The organism is Microcoleus sp. OTE_8_concoct_300 (assembly GCF_031383065.1).
GTDB lineage: Bacteria > Cyanobacteriota > Cyanobacteriia > Cyanobacteriales > Microcoleaceae > Microcoleus.
Window position 1 is genome coordinate 1 of sequence record NZ_JANMZH010000202.1, and the last position, 20,154, is coordinate 20,154.

At 46.1% G+C, this 20,154-nt stretch carries 15 protein-coding genes; 11 read left to right on the forward strand and 4 right to left on the reverse strand.

Annotated elements, in window-relative coordinates; translation table 11 throughout:
- Positions 1-552 precede the first annotated feature (552 nt).
- From ACUVJL_RS09790 to panB, 4 genes are all read left to right on the forward strand, one after another.
- Positions 553-2,310, forward strand: a complete 1,758-nt coding sequence (locus ACUVJL_RS09790; protein ID WP_445245662.1) for a serine/threonine protein kinase — start codon at positions 553-555, stop codon at positions 2,308-2,310.
- 119 nt (positions 2,311-2,429) lie between these two features.
- Positions 2,430-3,722: an AAA family ATPase gene (locus ACUVJL_RS09795; RefSeq protein WP_445245663.1), complete on the forward strand. Its 1,293-nt coding sequence runs from the start codon at positions 2,430-2,432 to the stop codon at positions 3,720-3,722.
- A gap of 423 nt (positions 3,723-4,145) precedes the next feature.
- Positions 4,146-5,819 (forward strand): tetratricopeptide repeat protein, encoded by a 1,674-nt coding sequence (locus tag ACUVJL_RS09800; protein WP_445245664.1) that lies wholly within the window; start codon positions 4,146-4,148, stop codon positions 5,817-5,819.
- Between the two features lie 402 nt (positions 5,820-6,221).
- Positions 6,222-6,998 (forward strand): 3-methyl-2-oxobutanoate hydroxymethyltransferase, encoded by a 777-nt coding sequence (gene panB / locus ACUVJL_RS09805; protein ID WP_445245665.1) that lies wholly within the window; start codon positions 6,222-6,224, stop codon positions 6,996-6,998.
- A 61-nt stretch (positions 6,999-7,059) separates the two neighbouring features.
- On the opposite strand, the gene tatA is transcribed toward panB, so the two are convergent.
- Positions 7,060-7,257: a twin-arginine translocase TatA/TatE family subunit gene (gene tatA / locus ACUVJL_RS09810; protein ID WP_445245666.1), complete on the reverse strand. Its 198-nt coding sequence runs from the start codon at positions 7,255-7,257 to the stop codon at positions 7,060-7,062.
- Positions 7,258-7,387: 130 nt separating this feature from the next.
- Here tatA and ACUVJL_RS09815 point away from each other — a divergent pair, with 130 nt between their 5' ends.
- The 5 genes from ACUVJL_RS09815 to ACUVJL_RS09835 all read left to right on the forward strand — a co-directional run bounded on the left by ACUVJL_RS09815 (position 7,388) and on the right by ACUVJL_RS09835 (position 12,936).
- Entirely contained in the window at positions 7,388-8,125 is a 738-nt protein-coding gene (locus tag ACUVJL_RS09815) for a phycocyanobilin:ferredoxin oxidoreductase (protein ID WP_445245667.1), read from the forward strand.
- 71 nt (positions 8,126-8,196) lie between these two features.
- Positions 8,197-9,840 carry an HlyD family efflux transporter periplasmic adaptor subunit gene (locus ACUVJL_RS09820; RefSeq protein ID WP_445245668.1) on the forward strand — a complete coding sequence of 548 codons (1,644 nt, stop codon included), beginning with the start codon at positions 8,197-8,199 and terminating at the stop codon, positions 9,838-9,840.
- Positions 9,841-10,011: 171 nt separating this feature from the next.
- Entirely contained in the window at positions 10,012-11,172 is a 1,161-nt protein-coding gene (gene devC, locus ACUVJL_RS09825) for an ABC transporter permease DevC (RefSeq protein ID WP_445245669.1), read from the forward strand.
- A gap of 165 nt (positions 11,173-11,337) precedes the next feature.
- Complete coding sequence (locus ACUVJL_RS09830; RefSeq protein ID WP_445245670.1) at positions 11,338-12,156, forward strand: Uma2 family endonuclease; 819 nt, start codon at positions 11,338-11,340, stop codon at positions 12,154-12,156.
- 57 nt (positions 12,157-12,213) lie between these two features.
- The gene (locus ACUVJL_RS09835; RefSeq protein ID WP_445245671.1) at positions 12,214-12,936 is read left to right on the forward strand and encodes a DevA family ABC transporter ATP-binding protein; all 723 of its coding nucleotides are present in this window, start codon (positions 12,214-12,216) and stop codon (positions 12,934-12,936) included.
- 17 nt (positions 12,937-12,953) lie between these two features.
- Here the strand turns inward: ACUVJL_RS09835 and ACUVJL_RS09840 are convergent, their stop codons facing one another.
- Positions 12,954-13,865 (reverse strand): hypothetical protein, encoded by a 912-nt coding sequence (locus ACUVJL_RS09840; RefSeq protein WP_445245672.1) that lies wholly within the window; start codon positions 13,863-13,865, stop codon positions 12,954-12,956.
- Between the two features lie 292 nt (positions 13,866-14,157).
- A complete protein-coding gene (locus ACUVJL_RS09845; protein WP_445245673.1) occupies positions 14,158-14,394 on the reverse strand; it encodes a hypothetical protein in 237 nt (78 codons plus the stop codon).
- 12 nt (positions 14,395-14,406) lie between these two features.
- Between ACUVJL_RS09845 and dnaX the strand changes: the two genes are divergently transcribed.
- Together dnaX and ACUVJL_RS09855 are read left to right on the forward strand one after the other, a co-directional pair.
- Complete coding sequence (dnaX, locus tag ACUVJL_RS09850; RefSeq protein WP_445245674.1) at positions 14,407-17,754, forward strand: DNA polymerase III subunit gamma/tau; 3,348 nt, start codon at positions 14,407-14,409, stop codon at positions 17,752-17,754.
- A gap of 368 nt (positions 17,755-18,122) precedes the next feature.
- Positions 18,123-18,659 carry a hypothetical protein gene (locus ACUVJL_RS09855; protein WP_445245675.1) on the forward strand — a complete coding sequence of 179 codons (537 nt, stop codon included), beginning with the start codon at positions 18,123-18,125 and terminating at the stop codon, positions 18,657-18,659.
- Positions 18,660-18,809: 150 nt separating this feature from the next.
- Here ACUVJL_RS09855 and clpX read toward each other — a convergent pair whose 3' ends face one another.
- A complete protein-coding gene (gene clpX / locus ACUVJL_RS09860; protein ID WP_332954843.1) occupies positions 18,810-20,153 on the reverse strand; it encodes an ATP-dependent protease ATP-binding subunit ClpX in 1,344 nt (447 codons plus the stop codon).
- Position 20,154: the final 1 nt, after the last annotated feature.

Genomic DNA, 20,154 nt, shown 5'->3' on the forward strand with positions numbered 1-20,154 from the left:
TATTCTTTTTATCATCATAAGTATTGTTTATTTTGCTTTACATTCCGAAAATACTTGTAACATATCTTATAAGATGTAAGCGACGAAGGATGCAGGAGGAAAGGCTGGGGATCGCTGAGCCGGGGCGGGAATTTCGATCGATCGAAATATATTGTGCAGCGAGCCGAACAGCGGATAGAGAGGGTTTGTGTAAAGAATTTAATACTTAAAAATCAGAATTGGTAAGTGGTAATGGGGCAGGAGGAATTAGTTAGAAATACCTAAAGTTGTGGTTGGGAGTGGAGATCGATCGCCCGATCGATCTCCACTTCCATTCAGTATGTAGCAATCTAAAAACCAAAATCTCAAATCTAAAATCCCGTGAATCTGAGACCGCTAACTCAAAAATCGACAGCATACAACATAATATGGACAGGGCTTGTGCAGCAAGAGCAAGCTCGTTTCTCAAACCAAATCCGTCGTTACAGCAATTTAACCTCGCTGAAAACCTGGTTTCTGCGTTAACTGCGCGTAAGTCTAGTATGGATATTTAGCCCCATTCTTACTCTGGTTGTGCCTCACCCCCCTTCAAAAGCCGTTCACTGCATCAATCCAGATTGCCCAAGGCCCTACCCTCAGACTTGGGGCAACAATTTTTGTCATAGTTGCGGGGCTCCCCTGCGGCTAAAAAATCGCTACGTCCCTCTACAAGGCCTCGGTTCCGGCGGTTTTGCAGCGATTTTCACAGTTTGGGACACAGAAACTGAAACCGAGCGCGTCCTGAAAGTGTTGCTCGAAACGGCCCCGAAAGCGCTGAAACTGTTCGAGCAAGAAGCTTGGGTTTTGGCACTTTTGCGGCACCCTGGCGTCCCTAGAGTCGAGCCTGACGGTTATTTTCACGTCCAAACGCAAAATTTTGCAGGCGGCGAGGGAAATCCTGCGGCGAGGCGGCTGCCTTGTTTGGTAATGGAAAAAATTCACGGCAAAACTTTAGAAGAGGTTCTCGACGAGCACCCTCAGGGATGTCCGCAGGAATGGGTGTTTAGTTGGCTGAGTCAAGCTGTGGAAATTTTAGAGGAGTTGCACAGGTGTCAGATTATTCACCGCGACATTAAACCCTCAAATTTGATGCTGCGCGACCCGGAATCGCCCCAAGTATTGCTGAGCAAGGGTTTGGGCGGACTGCAATTGGTGGCGATCGACTTTGGGGGAGTTAAACAGATGGGCGGTGTCGAATCCGTGGGGAAAGATTCTCGGAGTTCGACGCGGTTGATTTCGCCCGGGTACAGTCCCCCGGAACAAATTATGGGCGGCGGTGTGGTGCCGGCGACGGATTTTTATGCGCTGGGGCGGACTTGCATTCATTTGCTGACGGGGAAGTATCCGGCGGAAATTGAAGATCCGATGACGGGTGAGTTGCGGTGGCGCCACATTGTATCTGTGAGCCCGGCTTTGGCGAATTTGTTGGACGATATGGTGCGATCGAATGTGCTGCAGCGTCCGGCGACTGCTGCTGATGTTCGGGCGCGTTTGCAGGAGATTTATGCTAGGAGTAAGGGCAAAATCGCCATCGCCCCTGCAGGTCAAGCTGTTTTGGAATTCTGCCGACAAGTAGTGGTGGGCGGGGCGCAAAAAACTGCAAGTTTGATGGTTTTGCTGTTCGGCGCGATCGCCCAAATGGTGGTAGCTTCTCTGGATACCGGCTGGGAAATGCTGCTGGGTGGCGTTGGTGGAAGTGCGGGGGCGATCGGCGGTTTGGTTTTGGGCTATGCTTCGCCTATCGGCCCGCAAATTGCCAGTTTTCTGAATGAAGGTTTGCAGCAATTAATTCCTAACATGACTTTCGCTGTCGGGCCCGAAGTGCTGCTGTTTGGGTTGGCGGGGTTCGGAACTGCGATCGGTTTGACGGATGCGGGGAGTTTTCGCCAGCAAAAACAGTATTGGCTGTCTGGATTGATGGGAGCTCAGGGCTATTTGTTGGCTGGTTTGTGTTGGATGGAAGCAACAGCTTCTAGTGGTGTGCAGGGGGTTATTTTGGGAGCTTTTGCGATCGCCTCTCTGACGGTGGGAATGGGTTTGCGCAGCCATCAATTAGTTCACGCTTTGGTAGTGGCTGTTTTCTCTACGGGAATGTTTCTGTTTCTGAATGCTTGGAACATTTTTCCGGGGAGTTTCTTGGGGATTTTATCACTGTCTAACGCTAGCTTCGGCTGGCTGCAAGTTTGGGGTTCAATTGTGTTTTTTGGTTTGTTGGGAAGTGCGATCGGGCTTTGTTTGGGAGTCAGTCATTATTTGGTTGTGCCTTTGTTGCGGTGGTTGGGATGGAAGTAATTATTGCATTGATGATTCGGCGGTTGAAACCGCTTCTACACAAACGAAGTCCGCCTGCGCGGACTAAAGGAAATTAGTTGATAATCATAAATAACATTAAATAATAGCCTCAGAGTGCCATGTCAAAAATATTATTAGAATCCTTTCGCACAGCCTATGCAAATATGGAGTTATCGCCCCTAATAACTCCGAAAGAAGTGGAGAACTTCCGAGTAGAATACGGGACAGAAGTGCTTGAAGAATTAGAGCAATTAGTCGAAGATGACCCTTCCGGTAGCGGTAAAATTATTTTTACGGGACATCGCGGCTGCGGTAAGTCTACACTGTTGGCTGAGTTTTGCCGCCAGATGGACGATCGCTATTTTACAGTCTTTTTCTCGATTTCCGACTTGATCGAAATGTCGGATGTTAATCATATCAATATTTTATTTGCGATCGCAGTTCAGTTGATGGATGCAGCCGAAAAACAGGAAATCCCTATCAAAAAATCAATTAAAGAATCATTTTATAACTGGTTTGCCACTAAAACTAAAACAACAATTGACGAATTGGGCGCCAGCGGATCGGTGGGGTTTGACCTGTTTAAGATGATTCAAGGCAAGTTAAAAGCTGATGCGACGATTCGCGAAGAAATCAAACAAGAGTTTATTCGCAAAGTTTCGGATTTGGTTGCAAGAATTAACGAGATTGCTGCCGTAGTTAGACAAGGGGCGAACAAAGACGTAATTGTAGTGATCGATGACTTGGATAAATTGGATTTAGGTGTAGTTCGCCAACTTTATCAAGAACATATTAAAGCGCTTTTTTTGCCAAGTTTTAGGATTATTTTAACAACTCCTATTTCGGCGATGCGAGAGGTCTCTTTAGCCGCTACCGTGGAAACAGAAACTAACAATCAAGTCGTGTTTATGCCAGTAACTAAGCTGTTTAAACGCGGGGAAAGCCGGAAGGCTGATGCTGTTGCAATGGCGGAACCGGCGGCGAGATTGAAAGAGGTTTTAGCTAAACGCTTGGGAAGTGAATTGATCGAACCCGAAACACTGGATCGCGTTGTCGCATACAGCGGTGGAGTATTGCGAGAATTGATTAGAATTGCAAACGAATGCTGCCGCATTTGTTTGCGGTTGGTGCGACGGAATCCAGAAGCTGCGATTAAAATTAATGCTGAGGTGTTTGAGGAAGCGATTAATAAATTGCGGATCGATTTCGATACCCGTTTAGGAACAACTGATTATGAGATGTTGATGGCAACTTACAGAGATTTTAAACCTGCTGACCCGAAAGCACAAGGCTTTTTGGACTTGCTGCATGGGTTGTATGTTTTGGAATATCGCAATGCTGTTTTGTGGTACGACATTCACCCGATCGTGCTAGAATTGTTAAAGCAGCGAGATGATTTTCCGCGTGAATAATTTCTTTTATACTCAACAATTAAACTCGGCGGTTGAAACGGCGGTTGAAACCGCTGCTACACAAACAAAGTCGGCCTACGCCGACTAAGGTAATGTCTGAGTCCAAAGTCGATCCCCCCTAACCCCCCTTAATAAGGGGGGGACAAGAGTGTTCTCTTTCGTTTCCCTTATTAAGGGGGATTTAGGGGGATCGAGACTTCGATAGTATTCTCAAAGTCCCCCTTATTAAGGGGGATTTAGGGGGATCGAGACTTTGATAGTCGATCCCCCTAACCCCCCTTAATAAGGGAAAAGAGTGTTCTCTTTCGTTTCCCTCCGGCGGGAGAGTTAGGGGGATCGAGACTTCGAGAGTCTACTCTCAAAGTCCCCCTTATTAAGGGGGATTTAGGGGGATCGAGACTTCGATACCAATGACAATTAATTATGTCGAATCTCAACAGTCAAAACCAAGATAATTATGAAGATTTACTCGTGTCAATTGAAGCGGGTAAAGATATTCTCAACTTGCTAATCGCGGTTTGCGATGATAGCGACTGTCGCGATCGCCTGATTGCGGATTATGAAGCAGATCTCGAACCGGATATCCGCCGCTATCGCGTAGAATTGGCGAGGGGTGAACCGAGTTTGCGATCGGCGATCGCCAATTTAGTCGAACAAGAAGCATATTTGCAGCAGCGGGGAAAAGCCGTGATCACGGTGACGGGTGTGGAAAAACTGCGGTTTTTTAAACAATTTGGCGAAAGTCGATCGGAACAACAAGTGTTTTTTGGCTATTTGCAATGGACGCGGGAAGCAATGCGGGAGTTTCCGTTTTCGATTGTCTTGTGGGTGACGCGACAAATTGAAATTCTGATTAGTAACGAGTCTCCTGATTTTTGGAGTTGGCGGAAAGGTGTGTTTCGCTTTGATACGAAAAAAACTGCGGCTGTTCCCAAAACGGAATTTGAACCGTTTCGATGCCTAGTTGAAGAGGACGATCGCGAACCGCCGAGTTTGATTCCGCTGGAAGATTTGCAGGATTTAATCGCGCGAACCGAACAGAAAAAAGGACTCCAAGACCCCAGTTTGGCAAGTCTTTATGCGAGTATGGGGAAGATTTATTACAGAAGGATAGAGTCTGGAGAGTGCGAAAATTTTCAGGATGAGTATGAATTGGCGATCGATTATTTTCAAAAGGCGATCGGGCTGCAACAAGAGTTAGAGATGGAACTGGAATTATCAAGTAGCTTGAATTACCTCGCCCAACTTTATCAATCTCAAGGAAGGTACACGGAAGCGGAACCGCTGTATTTGCAAGCTGTGGAAATAGACAGGCGATCGCTTCCTGAAGACCATCCCAGTTTAGCCAATCACCTCAATAATTTAGCCGAACTTTATTCTTCCCAAGGTCGGTACTTGGAAGCGGAACCGCTGTTTTTGCAAGCATTAGAAATAGACAGGCGGTCGCTTCCTGAAGACCATCCCAGTTTAGCTAATCACCTCAACAATTTAGCCCAAATTTATAAATTCCAAGGAAGGTACTTGGAAGCGGAACCGCTGTATTTGCAAGCTGTGGAAATAGACAGGCGATCGCTTCCTGAAGACCATCCCAGTTTAGCTACTCACCTCAATAATTTAGCCGGACTTTATGAATCCCAAGGCAGGTACTCGGAAGCGGAACCGCTGTATTTGCAAGCTGTGGAAATAGACAGGCGATCGCTTCCTGAAGACCATCCCCGTTTAGCTACTCACCTCAACAATTTAGCCGGACTTTATGAATCCCAAGGCAGGTACTCGGAAGCGGAACCGCTGTATTTGCAAGCTGTGGAAATACACAAGCGATCGCTTCCTGAAGACCATCCCAGTTTAGCTATTGACCTCAACAATTTAGCCCTACTTTATCAATCCCAAGGAAGGTACTCGGAAGCGGAACCGCTATTTTTGCAAGCTGTGGAAATTTTTCGCAGCAAGTTGCCCGCAAACCACCCCAACATTCAGATTGGGTGGAAAAATTATGTTGGGCTGTGGCGTCAAGGAATTAGTAAAGGACATTTGACATTTGAGCAATTGCAAAAACATCCTTTCGGGGAACAGTTATTAGCGGAAATTCAGGAATAAATAAAAATATCGCTCTGAGTTACAAATTTTGTTAAAATGTCCAATATGCAGCATAAATTGTAGATTATTTAGTCGATCGCTCGCAGCTTATACCTAGTGCTGAAGCGCATCATTGCAGGGGTGCATTGAGTTTTTGCTGGTGCGTGAGGCGCTGAATTAATTTGCTCGATTTGTGACAATTCCAGGACTTACGCACTCCGACAAAGAAACCGGGTTTTTTACCTAATCTTCGAGTACGAACGAAGTATTTTCGTAAAAAAACCCGGTTTCTGGGTTCCCATGCGTAAGTGCTAAATTCTTAATCGCCGCGCCTCACACACCCTACAATATGGATTGTATATAATTTATTATATTTGATATCATAAGTAATACCCACAAATAATATTATATTTTTGCACTAAAATGTCAGTCACTACTCATCAATTAATTCAGTGGAAACAACAAGGGCGATTAATTGTCGCGCTGACAGCTTATGATTATGCGATCGCCCAACTACTCGACCAAGCAGGCGTAGACATCATCCTAGTCGGCGATTCCTTCGCAATGACAGTCTTAGGCTACGAAACAACCCTACCGCTAACCCTCGATGAAATGCTGCACCACGCTAAAGCAGTGCGCCGCGGTGTTAAACAAGGATTAATTGTGGTCGATTTGCCGTTTTTGACTTACCAAGAAAGTCCCCAGCAAGCCATGCACTCGGCCGGGAGAGTTTTGAAAGAAACTGGCGCTCAAGCTGTAAAATTGGAAGGTGGATATCCAGCAATAGCCGCCACAGTTTCGCAGCTAACATCCGCCGGAATTCCCGTGATGGGACACGTCGGTTTAACTCCGCAGTCCGTACACCAACTCGGCTACAAAAAACAAGGAAAAACAGCCGAAGCAGCCGATCGCATCCTAGCAGAGTCGATCGCCCTTCAAGAAGCAGGTGCCTTTGCGATCGTCTTAGAACACATTCCCGCAGACTTAGCCGCTCAAATTACCCAAAAATTAACTATTCCCACCATTGGTATCGGCGCCGGGCCGCACTGCGACGGCCAAGTTTTAGTTACTTCCGACTTGTTGGGACTTTCTGAAAAACAGCCGCCTTTTGCGAAAGCTTACGCCAATTTGCGAGAAACAATTACCCAAGCTGTGAAAGATTATTCCCTCGAAGTTAGAGAAGGCAACTTTCCCAAATAGGTTCTTAGTGAGGACTTTCCTTCTTAAAAATGAGGAATAAAGTCCTCACTACCAACCTAATTTACACTTTCGGCTGGCCCTCTTCTTCTTTATCCTTCTCCTGATCAACAGCATCATCATCAGATTGACTGATGCCATCCTTAAAACTACGCAAGGTTTTCCCCAAGGCATTTCCTAACTCCGGAATCTTCTTGGGGCCGAAAATTAAAATAGCGACTACCGCAACAATGCCCATTTCGGGCAATCCCAGACCAAACATACAAAATCTCCCGTAAAACTTGCTCGATCGGCAAGTCGATCTGCTGATATCCTTAAAAGTATCTACCTTTTTTCCTGCATCGTGCAACAGTAGAATCAAGTTTTATTAAGCTATCGGCTGCTAAATAGGAATGTTAGAAATATCCCAGCCTTCTCTGCGCGACCAACAGCACCATCTCATCCGCGATTTAGCAGATCGGATGGAAGCAGTATGGCATCGCTATCTCGACCTCGAACCCTACCACCTGCCCGCTGAGTTGGGATACGTAGAAGGGCGCTTGGAAGGAGAAAAACTGATCATTGAAAACCGCTGCTATCAAACGCCCCAGTTCCGCAAAATACATCTAGAACTCGCTAAAGTCGGGCCGCTGCTGGATATCCTGCACTGCGTGATGTTTCCCAGACCGAATTATGCTTTGCCGATGTTCGGTACGGATATAGTAGCAGGCAAAGGCCAAGTTAGCGCCGCGATCGCAGACCTTTCTCCCCTCAATTCCGATCGAACTTTGTCGGAAACCTACCGAACCCAACTAGAAAGTTTGCAGATCAACCAATTTTCTTGTCCCCGCCAAATTCCCGAATGGGGGGATATTTTCTCAGAATTTTGTCTGTTTGTGCGGCCAGAGTCTCTCGAAGAAGAAAGCCGGTTTTTGGATATTGTTCAATCCTACGTTGAAATTCACTGCCAACAGGCAGTCGCTTGCCAGCCAGTCTCTGCCGCCGAAGGATCGAAAATTCTAGACGCTCAAATTTACTATTGCACCCAGCAGCAGCAAAACGACAAAACCCGCCGCGTACTCGAAAAAGCTTTCGGTCAAGATTGGGCCGAACATTACATGACCGAGGTGCTTTTTGATTTCCCTAAATAGCTTAAATGTGTTTACAATACTTCACAGTGGGTGAAAAAAACTTAATCAGAAAATCACCTACTTTATAAGTCATGGGCAAGGAATCACGGGTCAAGGATAAATCATTTTTAAAACCCCCTGGGCGAGGAGTCATCGGTTTAGCGATCGCCGCTACTGTTATTACCACAGGAGTCGGTTTTTGGCAAGTATCTCAAATTAGAAAAGCCGAAGAGTTAAAGGCGGCTGCTGCAACGGCTGCTGCAACTCCCGCCGCCACCCCCACCAGCGTTACCGCTTTGGGTAGGTTGACTCCACAGGGGGAAGTGATCAAATTGTCAGCCCCTTCGGCGTCGGAGGGAGCAAGAATAGAACTGTTGCAGGTGGAAGAGGGCGATCGAGTCAGTAAAGGACAAATCATAGCAGTTCTCGATACGCGCGATCGGCTCCAAGCAATCCTCCAACAAGCCGACAAAGAAGTCAAAGTCAAACAAGCAGAATTAGCGAAAATTCAAGCAGGCGCAAAAACAGGCGTTGTCGGTGCTCAAAAAGCAGAAGTTGCCAAGTTTGAAGCACAAGTGCAAAGAGAAACCGAAGGCGAAGCAGCCAATGTCGCCCGCTTAGAAGCTCAACTGCGAAGAGAAACCGAAGCCGAACAAGCTAACGTCGCCAAATTTGAGGCCGCGCTGCAAAGAGAAACTGAAGCCGAACAAGCTAATCTTGCCAAATTTGAGGCACAACTCAAAAGAGAAACAGAGGTGCAGCAATCAAAATTGGCGAGGCTAGAAGCTCAATTGCGCGGCGAAATTGCCTCTCAAAACGCTACAGTCGATCGGCTAAAAGCAGAATTGAAAAACGCCGAAGCCGAGGAACAACGCAATAAAGAACTCTCAGAAACAGGCGCAATTTCTGCTTCCGCCTACGACACCAAACGCTTAGTAGTAGAGACGGCTCGCCAGAGAGTCAAAGAAGCTCAAGCTATCTTAAATAAAACCGTACAAACTTTACAAGAGCAGATAGTTGAAACGCAAGCCACATTCAAACAAAAATTAGAAACAGGCAAGCAGGAAATCAATCAATCGCGAGCCAATCTCAAACGCAAGTTAGAAACAGGCAGGCAGGAAATTAACCAAGCTAGAGCCACCTTAAATCAAAAGATAGAAACTGGTAGAGAACAAATCAATCAAGCCGAAGCAATACTCAAACAAAAAGCAGAAACCGGCCAAGAACAAATCAATCAAGCCAAAGCAAATCTCGACCAAATTGCCGAAGTCCGTCCCGAAGACGTGCAAGCCGCCCAAGCCGCCGTCGAAAGTGCGATCGCCACAAAACAAAAAGCTCAAGTAGACTTAAACTTAAGCTACATCAAAGCACCCGTATCCGGCTACATCCTCAAAGTTCACACCCGACAAGGAGAAGGCATCAACACTCAAGACGGCATCGTAGAACTAGGCCGCACCGACCAAATGTATGCCGTAGCAGAAGTTTACGAAACCGACATCGCAAAAGTGCGAAACGGCCAGCGCGCTACCGTCAGCAGCCCCGTATTTGCAGGCACTTTGGAAGGAAAAGTCGCTCGCATCGGCAAACAAATCGGCAAAAAAGATGTCCTCAATACAGACCCCGCAGCCGACACCGATGCTAGAGTTGTCGAAGTAAGAATTCGCCTCGATCCCGAATCCAGCAAGAAAGTTGCAGCCCTAACAAACTTGCAGGTTGAAGTCAAAATAAATATCTAAATTTTACGTTGACAGGACTTACGCATGGGGGATCAAGAAATCGGGTTTTTTACCGAAATTAAGGGTTTGAATCAAATATAAGGGTAAAAAACCAGGTTTCTCAACACCCGCGCTTAAGTCCTAAAATTATTCAATCCACTGCCCAAAATCTCAGATATAAAATCGACTGTTATGGCAAAAATACCGCTAGCTTGGGCACAGTTAACCCGCGAAAAAATGCGATTAGTAATCGCCCTAGCCGGCATTGGATTTGCCGACTTGCTAATGTTTATGCAGTTCGGATTTAGAGACGCGCTATTTGAAAGCTCTATCAGCTTTCACTCGAAGTTAAAAGGGGATATTTTTATCATCAACACCCAGTCTACGGCTTTAATAGCCATGAAAAGTTTTCCCCAGCGGCGCTTGTATCAAGCCTTGAGTTTTAACGGCGTTACATCAATTAGTCCGGTATATTTAGGCTTTGGATTGTGGAAAAATCCCGATCCAAACCAGCGCAATACCCGCCAATTGATGGTCATCGGTTTTGACCCAACTCATCCGATTTTGGATATACCGGAGATCCAAAATAATTTGCACAAAATCCAAATTTCGGATGTGGTTTTATTTGACCAAGCTTCTCGCCCGGAGTTTGGGCCGGTAGTGGAATATTTCAAGCAGGGAAAACCTGTTGAAACTGAAGTTGACAACCGCCGCGTTAGGGTAGAGGGGCTATTTACTTTAGGCGCATCTTTCGGTGCCGACGGCAATCTTGTTACTAGCGATTTGAACTTTCTGCGGATTTTTGGGACGCGGAGGACAAGAGGTTTAATTGATATAGGTGTTGTTAAGTTGGAGCCGGGAACGGATGTTAAGGCAGTTGTTGATAAAATGACGGCAACTTTTCCGAAAGACGTGATAATTTTTTCTAAAGAAGAATTTGCAGATTTTGAAAAAAAATATTGGCAGGAAAGTACCTCAATCGGATTTATTTTCACTCTCGGCGCGGCAATGGGATTTATCGTCGGGATAGTGATTGTTTATCAAATTCTTTATACTGATGTTACCGATCACTTGCCGGAATACGCTACGCTCAAGGCAATGGGATATAAGGACATTTACTTTTTGGGTGTGGTGTTTCAAGAGGCTATGATTCTGGCAATTCTTGGTTATTTGCCGGGGTTTGGGGTTTCTGTGGTGCTGTACAATTTAGGGAGAAGTGCTACGAGTTTGCCGATGTATATGACTTTGACAAAAGTTATAACTGTTTTTGTAATGACAGTGATCATGTGTTCTGTGTCGGGGGCGATCGCAGTTAGGAAGTTGCAGGCGGCTGACCCGGCGGATATTTTTTAACGAAGGAGGTTCGGCAACGAAAAAAAGCAACTGGGTTTTTCATCGATAATTTGATATCCTCAATTCTTTTCTCCATAAGGAATTGGATAGCTGTGCAGATCGAGCGCTATGCTGTAGGAGAGCATCCGTCTCGCTCTCGCTCGCGCTCTCCCTCGGTTCTAGGCTATGACCCAAAACCTCAACCCCACAGCTTTGCCTCCCGCCTTTCCCGACCACACGCAACTCCCAGAATCTGACGGCACGTTTGTGAAAAACTTTCAAGAACATCCCCAGAGTATCCTGCTCACAGACTCCCTGGAAATTACGCTGCAAAATCTTCATCCTGACGGACAATATGCGATCGGGCAAGATTGCGGTATCTACTGGCGCGAAACCGACCCTCCAGAAAAGGGTGCCGAAGCGCCTGACTGGTTCTACGTCCCCAGCGTCCCGCCGAGATTAGACGGGCAATACCGCCGTTCTTATGTGCTGTGGCGAGAGTATATTGTGCCGCTGATTGCGATCGAATTTGCTAGTGGCGATGGTTCTGAAGAACTCGACAACACTCCCTTATCTGCTTTACCATCTGGGGGAAATCAGAAACCGGGAAAATTTTGGGTATACGAGCGGATTATCAGGATTCCCTACTACGCAATCTACAAGATCCAAACCAGTGAATTAGAAGTCTATAACTGTGTGAATACTCGATATCACCGCTTGGAACCGAACGATCGCGGACATTACCCGATCGACCTGATGGGAGTAGAGTTGGGTGTATGGTCGGGTAGCTATCAAAATCAGACACAGCAGTGGTTGCGCTGGTGGGATAACCAAGGCAATTTGTTGCTGACGGGGAGCGAGCGAGCTAGACTGGAACGCCAACGGGCCGACGCTGAACGAGAACGGGCCGACGCTGAACGAGAACGGGCCGATCGAGAACGAGAACAAAAAGAGCGATTGGCGACTTATTTGCGATCGCAGGGAATCGATCCCGATCGTATATGAGCCTGGGCTGTTGCTCTATATGGCATTAATTTTATATTTTTAAATATAGTCATTACTATGAACACTTTACCAGTTGTCTCAATTAAAAATCTCAATCATTCCTTCGGCGAAGGACAACTTCGTAAACAGACATTATTTGACATCAACCTAGAAATTTATCCGGGCGAAATTGTGCTAATGACTGGACCTTCTGGGTCTGGTAAAACAACATTGTTAACCTTGATTGGAGCTTTGCGATCGATCCAAGAAGGTAGTCTCAAAATTCTAGACCAAGAATTGCGGGGAACCGGGAAAAATAAATTAGTTAAAGTTCGCCGCGACATCGGCTATATTTTCCAAGGTCACAATTTGCTCAAATGCTTGACAGCTAGGCAAAACGTCCAAATGTCTTTAGAACTGCACAGCCATCTTTCTCGCCAAGAAACTAAGGATAAAATAGAGGGAATGCTGGAAGCTGTGGGCTTGGGAGAAAGAATGGATTATTACCCCGACAGCCTTTCTGGCGGACAGAAACAAAGAGTTGCGATCGCCCGGGCGTTAGTGGGCCAACCTAAATTAGTATTAGCAGACGAACCCACAGCAGCACTAGACAGTAAATCAGGTCGAGATGTGGTAGAAATTATGCGAGGTTTGGCCAAAGAACAGCAGTGCACTATTTTGCTGGTCACCCACGACAACCGCATTTTAGACATAGCCGATCGCATTATTCACATGGAAGACGGCTACCTCGCACAAGATTCATCAACAGCGGCTGCCACAGGCGTTCTTTCGGGAAAATAAAATTAATCCACCTCAACTTATTTCCGAGAACCGGGACGCTTTCCTCCTACCTTAGCAGGACTTTTTGTCCCACTTTTGGCTGGACTTTTAGAACTACTTTTGCCGCTTTTGGGGCTTTTCGCTACTGGCAACTGGCCCTCAGTCTCATTTGTAGGTCTACCGGTAGGCGTTCTCGTAGTCCTAAAGGTAACATTCACCCCTTCATTCGACTGTTCCAGCACCAACATCGGCGTCGGCTTTGCTTTTTGATCCCACTCAATATGAACTATCCGACCTTGAATTGTCGGCTGCCAACTGTCGTGGTCGTCTGAAGGACTCAGATAAGTTTCCAAACAGTCAATAATTTGATTAATTGTCGCCGATGTTGCCTGAGTCGGCAGTTTCATCAGCTTAATTTGAATCCGAAACAGCACTCGTTTTTCTATTTTTACTGCGGGGTCGCCAGTTTCGTATTCGATATCAAACATCGAATCCACTTGCCTGCCGCTGCCGGCATTCCCGTTTTTATCTCCCACTGCACCCTGAGTCGGACGCAGGGCAATACTAATTTTTTCTTTGACTTTTACCTTGATCTGGTTCACAATGGCAAAGTGAAAGACTTCTTCCGCCATCCGCATTCTCAGGTAGTCTAAATTAAAGTCTCGCGAGTGGATAAGGTCGGGATTCTTTTCCATCTTTGATATGGTTTCCAGAGCCATTTTGTATTTTTTCTGGAGTTCTCGAGTTCTAAACTCCTCAAATTTAAGCTTTTTGCTCAAATCGCCGAGTTTTAGCTTGGTAAACAGTGCTAAACCGAGAAGCAATACCAACAGTAATCCCGACGCTCCCATGAAGAGTTGGTCTGAGGACGGATTTCCGGGTTTAGCCTGTTTAGGTTTGGGAGAGGCTACTGCCAACCTTGGTTCTACAAGGATTATTTGGGTTGACATGGGCTTTTAAAGGGTAAAATTTGACGCTATATTTATAACAGGAGTCCAGAGTAGAGCTGGTAGTGCAACTGGCTCAACCAACATTGACATCATTCCACCATCATCTTGGTACAACTGGATTTCTGCAACAGGAGTACGCACCCTCTAATTGATACTTTATCTTTAAGTGCAAGCAGGTTCCCGAAATATCGGAAAATCCCGCCATCGCATGGGCAATAAGAAATCGTGAATTCTCTGTAATATATTATACCAATACAGCTAAAAAAAAATGTTTGTTGGGCGGTCTCCGTTTCTAGCAAAATAAAAAGAAATACACATAAATTAATAGTAACTCTGGGAGCGAGCAGCGGAAAACATCAAGGACAACAGCCGATCGCCCGGACGATCGAGGGGCGGAGGTTGGGAGGGTGCTAATTCCTACTGTGCGCTCGCGGACGCCCTGCAAGCCCACCGGGTGGCTGGCTGTGAAAGTCGAGCTCTCTTTGCGATCGAACAACGTCTCCTTAGCTAAGATTACAGCTAATACCACCCATATTCGATCGTGACTTACGAACCCCTGCACCACAAATATCGCCCTCAGACATTTGCCGAATTAGTCGGTCAAGAGGCGATCGCCCAAACCCTCACCAGCGCCATCCTACAAGAGCGCATAGCACCAGCATATCTATTCACCGGCCCCAGAGGCACCGGTAAAACCTCTAGTGCCAGAATTTTCGCCAAATCTCTCAACTGTATTTCTACGGTTGCCCCCACCCCGACACCCTGCGGCAAATGCAACGTTTGCCAAGAAATTGCCCGAGGTTCGACACTAGATGTCATCGAAATTGACGCCGCCAGCAACACCGGAGTAGATAACATTCGGGATTTGATCGAACGAGCTCAATTTTCCCCCGTACAGTGCCGCTATAAAGTATATGTAATAGACGAGTGTTTGAGCGGTGATTCTCAGATAAAAACTAGCGAAGGTCTGATGCGGATCGACAATCCCAACATCAAAGGAAAACAAGTTCTCAGCTATAACGAAACTTCAGAAGTTTGGGAATTTAAAAAAGTTTTGAGGTGGTTAGACCGAGGGGAAAAACAAACACTGGTGATTAAAACCGCCAACCGAGAAATCAGATGTACTGGCAATCATCCAATCAGGACAGAACAGGGATGGATACAAGCAAAAAACGTAAAAGAAGGAGTGAAGATACTATCCCCTGTGAATGTGGGTGCGGCACCGTCATTCACAAAATTGGAACAGATGGACGCTTGCGGAGATTTGCCAGAGGACATCAATTTTACGGGAATACCTACGGACAAAAATCCTACGACTTGGCCTCTATTCTCGGACAGGCTCAAGCTATCCGGCCTCTCTGTGCGTGTGGCTGTGGAGAACAACTCGAAATACCAGACTTTTTACAAAAAAAAGGCAAAGGGATTAAGAGCATTCAGTCTCATTGGCAGCGACATCCGTATAAAAAAGGACATGGACTTTGGGATGCAAGAACGGAAAAGTTCTTGGCAAATGCCGAAGTTTTGCAACCAGAAACACTCGGACTCATCTACGGAACATTGCTTGGAGACGGTTTTATCACCTACCCAAATAAATATAGCCGATTTCCAAGATTGGGCTGGACACACGGAGAAAAGCAGCGGGAATGGTTGGAATACAAAGCTTCTTGCCTTTCGACACTGCGACCAAAGTTACGAGTTACACCTAACCGAGGATACGGAAATATATCAGTCTGTTGCAACACAGTCTGCCATCCCCAACTTAGAGATGTCTTTGACGCTGTTAAACCCAACGGAAACGGAAAATACGTCACAATGGATTGGCTCGATCGCGTCACTCCCGAAGGACTTGCTTGGTGGTACATGGATGATGGCTCGCTCAGCATTTCCCCAGAAGGAAGTCCAAGCATCCAAATTCATACAGAAGGATATTCTAGGGCAGAAAATCAACTCCTTGCCAATTGGCTTACAGGTTTGGGATACCCAACAACAACTAAATTTTACAGAAGGTCTAACACCTGTAAAACCTACGACTACATACACATGGGTGCTGAAACCAGTAGAAAATGGGTATCAGACTTTAAAAAGTATTCAATCCCTTCAATGGATTACAAGTTTGGAGACAGTCGAATCTGTAAAAGTCGCTGGGGTCGAGAGAGTTTATGATATTGAAGTAGAAGACAACCACAATTTTGTCGCTAACGGTCTTCTGGTTCATAATTGCCATATGCTAAGCACCCAGGCATTCAACTCTCTACTCAAAACCCTAGAAGAACCGCCCGATCGCGTTGTATTTGTCCTCGCCACAACCGACCCACAAAGAGTCTTACCAACCATCATCTCTCGATGTCAAAAATTTGATTTTCGCCGCATACCCCTCGACTCAATGATTGCTCACTTACATAAAATTGCCAAATTAGAAAATATTAACATTGCTAGCGATGCAGTACAAATGATTGGTCAACTCGCCCAAGGAGGTTTACGAGATGCCGAAAGTTTGCTCGACCAACTGAGCTTGTTTTCCGGGCAAGTAACAGTCGAAAAAGTTTGGGATTTAGTCGGTGCCGTCCCAGAGAATGACTTAATGGAGTTGCTGCAAGCTATTAAAAATGATAACCCTACAGCATTAATAGACATGACCCGCCACCTCATGGATCGCGGTCGGGAACCGCTAATCGTGCTGCAAAGTCTCGCGAGCTTTTACCGAGATTTGCTAATAGCCAAAGCGGCACCAAAGCGGTCAAATTTAGTAGCTTTAACCGATGCAACTTGGGGCAAACTTTGCAATTTTGCCCTGAATTGGGAGACCGAGTTAATTTTGGCCGGTCAGAAACATTTGCAAACCCATGAAGTGCAAATAAAAAATACCACTCAGCCGCGTTTATGGCTGGAAGTAACGCTATTGGGATTGTTGCCCTCAGCAATTAGAACTCAGCCACAACCAACAGCCGAACCAGGTAGAAATATTGCTCCATCACAAATTCACCCCCCCCAACCCCCCCTTGCTTCGGGGGGGAGCCAGACATCTAATATTGAACAACCTCCGGCTGCCCAACCTCAAAATCCTCCACCGACTTCGCAGCCTGTGGCTAATCGAACAGAAAGCACACCTCCTGCAGCGATTCCCGCACCTGTACCAATTGCTGAAACGAATCAAACAAATTATTCACCGACTAATTCAGCCGATGAAATCGATTTAAATCGAGTGTGGGAACAGGTACTTGCCCAAGTGCAACCGTTCAGCACTCAAGTCCTGCTTCGCCAACACGGAAATCTAGTAATTTTTACCAATAATACTGCCTATGTTAAGATCCGAGCGCCGAAGCTGCTCAATACAGCTAAAGACAAAGTAGGTAATATTGAAGAAGCTTTTTTGAAAGTTTTTAACCGACAAGTAACAGTAAAAGTTGGATTAACAAATCCCGCTGACACTAATAGTTCCCGCCCCAAGGATTTGCCAACTTCTAACGGACCTGTTGGCGAAAATCCCAGGAATTCTCATCCTGCGGATGATGCGGGCCAACAGGTGCCAAACTCGGCGGGTTCTGAGATTACAGATGATGTTTTGGGTAATGGGGGAGAAGAACAAAAACACCCACCAGCGGCTGAAAATACCGCCGTTAATGTGCCCCTAATTTCCGAATCGCGATCGCCGACCAACGGCTCTACAGACTCTCAGAATGACTCTAAAGCTCAGGCTGTAGCGGTGCGTGATGACGCGCGAAATGTCGCAAATTCGGCTAGGCAATTGGCTGATATATTTGACGGGGAAGTAGTCGATTTGTCCGATGACTTGGAGATTTGGGAGTCGGAAACTTTTAGATTGGAATCTCAACCGGATTCTTCCGAGTTATCTTCTGAGTTAGGTGAGGATGATTTTATAGACTGGTAAATGAGAATTGGGAATTGGGAATTGGGAATTGGCTTGACATATAATATTAAGTCCAGTTGATCTTACATCTTGCACTATTCTTAGGAACGGGCTCTCCGGCCTATTCCACCACGCTCCGCAGTCAAAATCCAGTTTATGCCATAACCGGCTTCTTGGCGGTTATGGCATAAAACAGTTTTCAGGGTTTGGGGCGAGTATGTCGCTCTCCGCTATTTTGATTTGGGTAGGTATAATGCTGTGGATATCTGTTGGTGTCTGGGATTTTCTGGCTTTGGAACTTACAGAAACCGTGTTTTGGGCTAGGCTGGCAGCACCAGTTATCCTTATTGCTATACTAATACTTGCCCTCCTGTTGAGGTAGAGAAAAAATGAGAGAACTTTTGAGCGAATACGATTTTCCTTTTTTATTAGGTATCGATTTTGAATCAGAATGGAAGAGAGTTTTGACCGTAGTTGAAAAACATCCTTGGTTAACTGTTGATGGGTATTTTCAGAATGAACAACAATACCGCCGTTACAAAATTAGAATGGGGACAGTGGCGAGTGAATTTAAGCTTTGGCAAATCGAAAATTGGAATGATAAATATTATATTGACCAAATTTATCGCTCTAGATATTGGCTGAGTCAAATAGACTCCATCAAATCATTTAATTATCGACATACAAGTTATGGGTTAAAACACGCTTGTGAATATTGGTGGGGTAGAAAACAAAGTAAATTTGGTATTAAAGACACTGGAGCTTATGTTGCTAACGGTTGCTTGATTGTAGCAGCTTTAATTTTAGAATGGAAATTCACGGATACTTACCAAGGACATCGATCCCTTAATGTGTATTTCCCGATTAGTGAAAAAAGTCTGAAACGATTGAAACCCGATTATCTAGGTGAAACCCGAAATGACTAAAAATCAACTTCTTTCGCTTCCTAGTTGGGAATTGGGCAATTTTATATTTTAGATATTCATCTGCGTTAATCTGTGTTTATCTGCCTATATCTGCGGTTAAAAAAAAGAAAATTTCTTAACCGCAGATGAAAATTGACAATACAAAAACTTTTAAGCCGACTCCGGTTTTGGGAGGGAAGACGGAAGTACCAACAACTCAGCAGTCGATCGCTTCTCGACCATTTCCTTAGTAATCGTACACCGGGCAACATCCTTGCGCGACGGCAACTCGTACATCACATCCAACATCAATTCTTCGACAATTCCCCGCAGCGCCCGCGCTCCAGTTTTGCGGCGGTATGCTTCCTGGGCGATCGCCCGAATCGCATCCGGCTTAAAGTCCAACTGCACATTATCCATCTTCAGCAGCTTTTGATACTGCTTAACCAAAGCATTGCGCGGCTCAGTCAAAATCGCCATCAGCGTTTCCTCATCCAGCGGCTCTAACACCGCCGCCACCGGCACCCGCCCAATAAACTCAGGAATCATCCCAAACTTCACCAAATCATCTGGTTCCAGTTGCTTGAGTACATCAGCAGCCCGCTTTTCCTTCGGCACAGCTTCTCCTGGCTGAATAAAACCCATTGACTTTTTACCCGTTCTCTGCTCTATCACTTTCTCTAGACCGACAAAAGCGCCGCCGCAAATAAACATGATATTGCTGGTATCAATTTGGATGCAGTCTTGATAGGGATGCTTGCGGCCGCCTTGGGGAGGTACATTCGCGATCGTCCCCTCGAGCATTTTCAACAGCGCCTGCTGCACGCCTTCCCCAGAAACATCCCGGGTAATCGAAGGATTTTCGCTCTTGCGGGCTATTTTGTCAATTTCATCAATATAAATAATTCCGCGCTGCGCCTCTTCCACGTCCATATCTGCCACTTGCAGCAGCCGCAGCAAAATATTTTCCACATCTTCCCCGACATAGCCCGCTTCCGTCAGCGTCGTCGCGTCAGCCACCGCAAACGGCACGTCTAGCATATCCGCCAAAGTCTGAGCCAGCAGAGTTTTTCCGCAGCCCGTCGGCCCGATTAACAAAATATTCGATTTTTGCAGTTCTACTTCTTCCGGCGGGTGCTTGCCGCTATTTTTGGCATGGATAAAGCTAAGGCGCTTGTAGTGGTTGTAAACTGCCACCGAGAGCACCTTTTTCGCCTCATCTTGCCCGATGGCGTTTTCGTCGAGGTAATTTTTAATTTCCCTCGGCTTCGGAATTTGGCTCATCGACATACTTTTGCCCGAGGTAGCGCGGCGCTTTTGCGTCGTTTCCTGCTTCGGAGCCACCGCCGCTGGGGGCACTGCACTTGAGTCAAACAACTCCTCATCTAAAATTTCATTGCACAAGTCCACGCATTCGTCGCAGATATACACCCCTGGGCCTGCGATCAACTTGCGCACTTGCTCTTGAGACTTGCCACAAAACGAACATTTTAGATGGGAGTCGTACTTAGACATA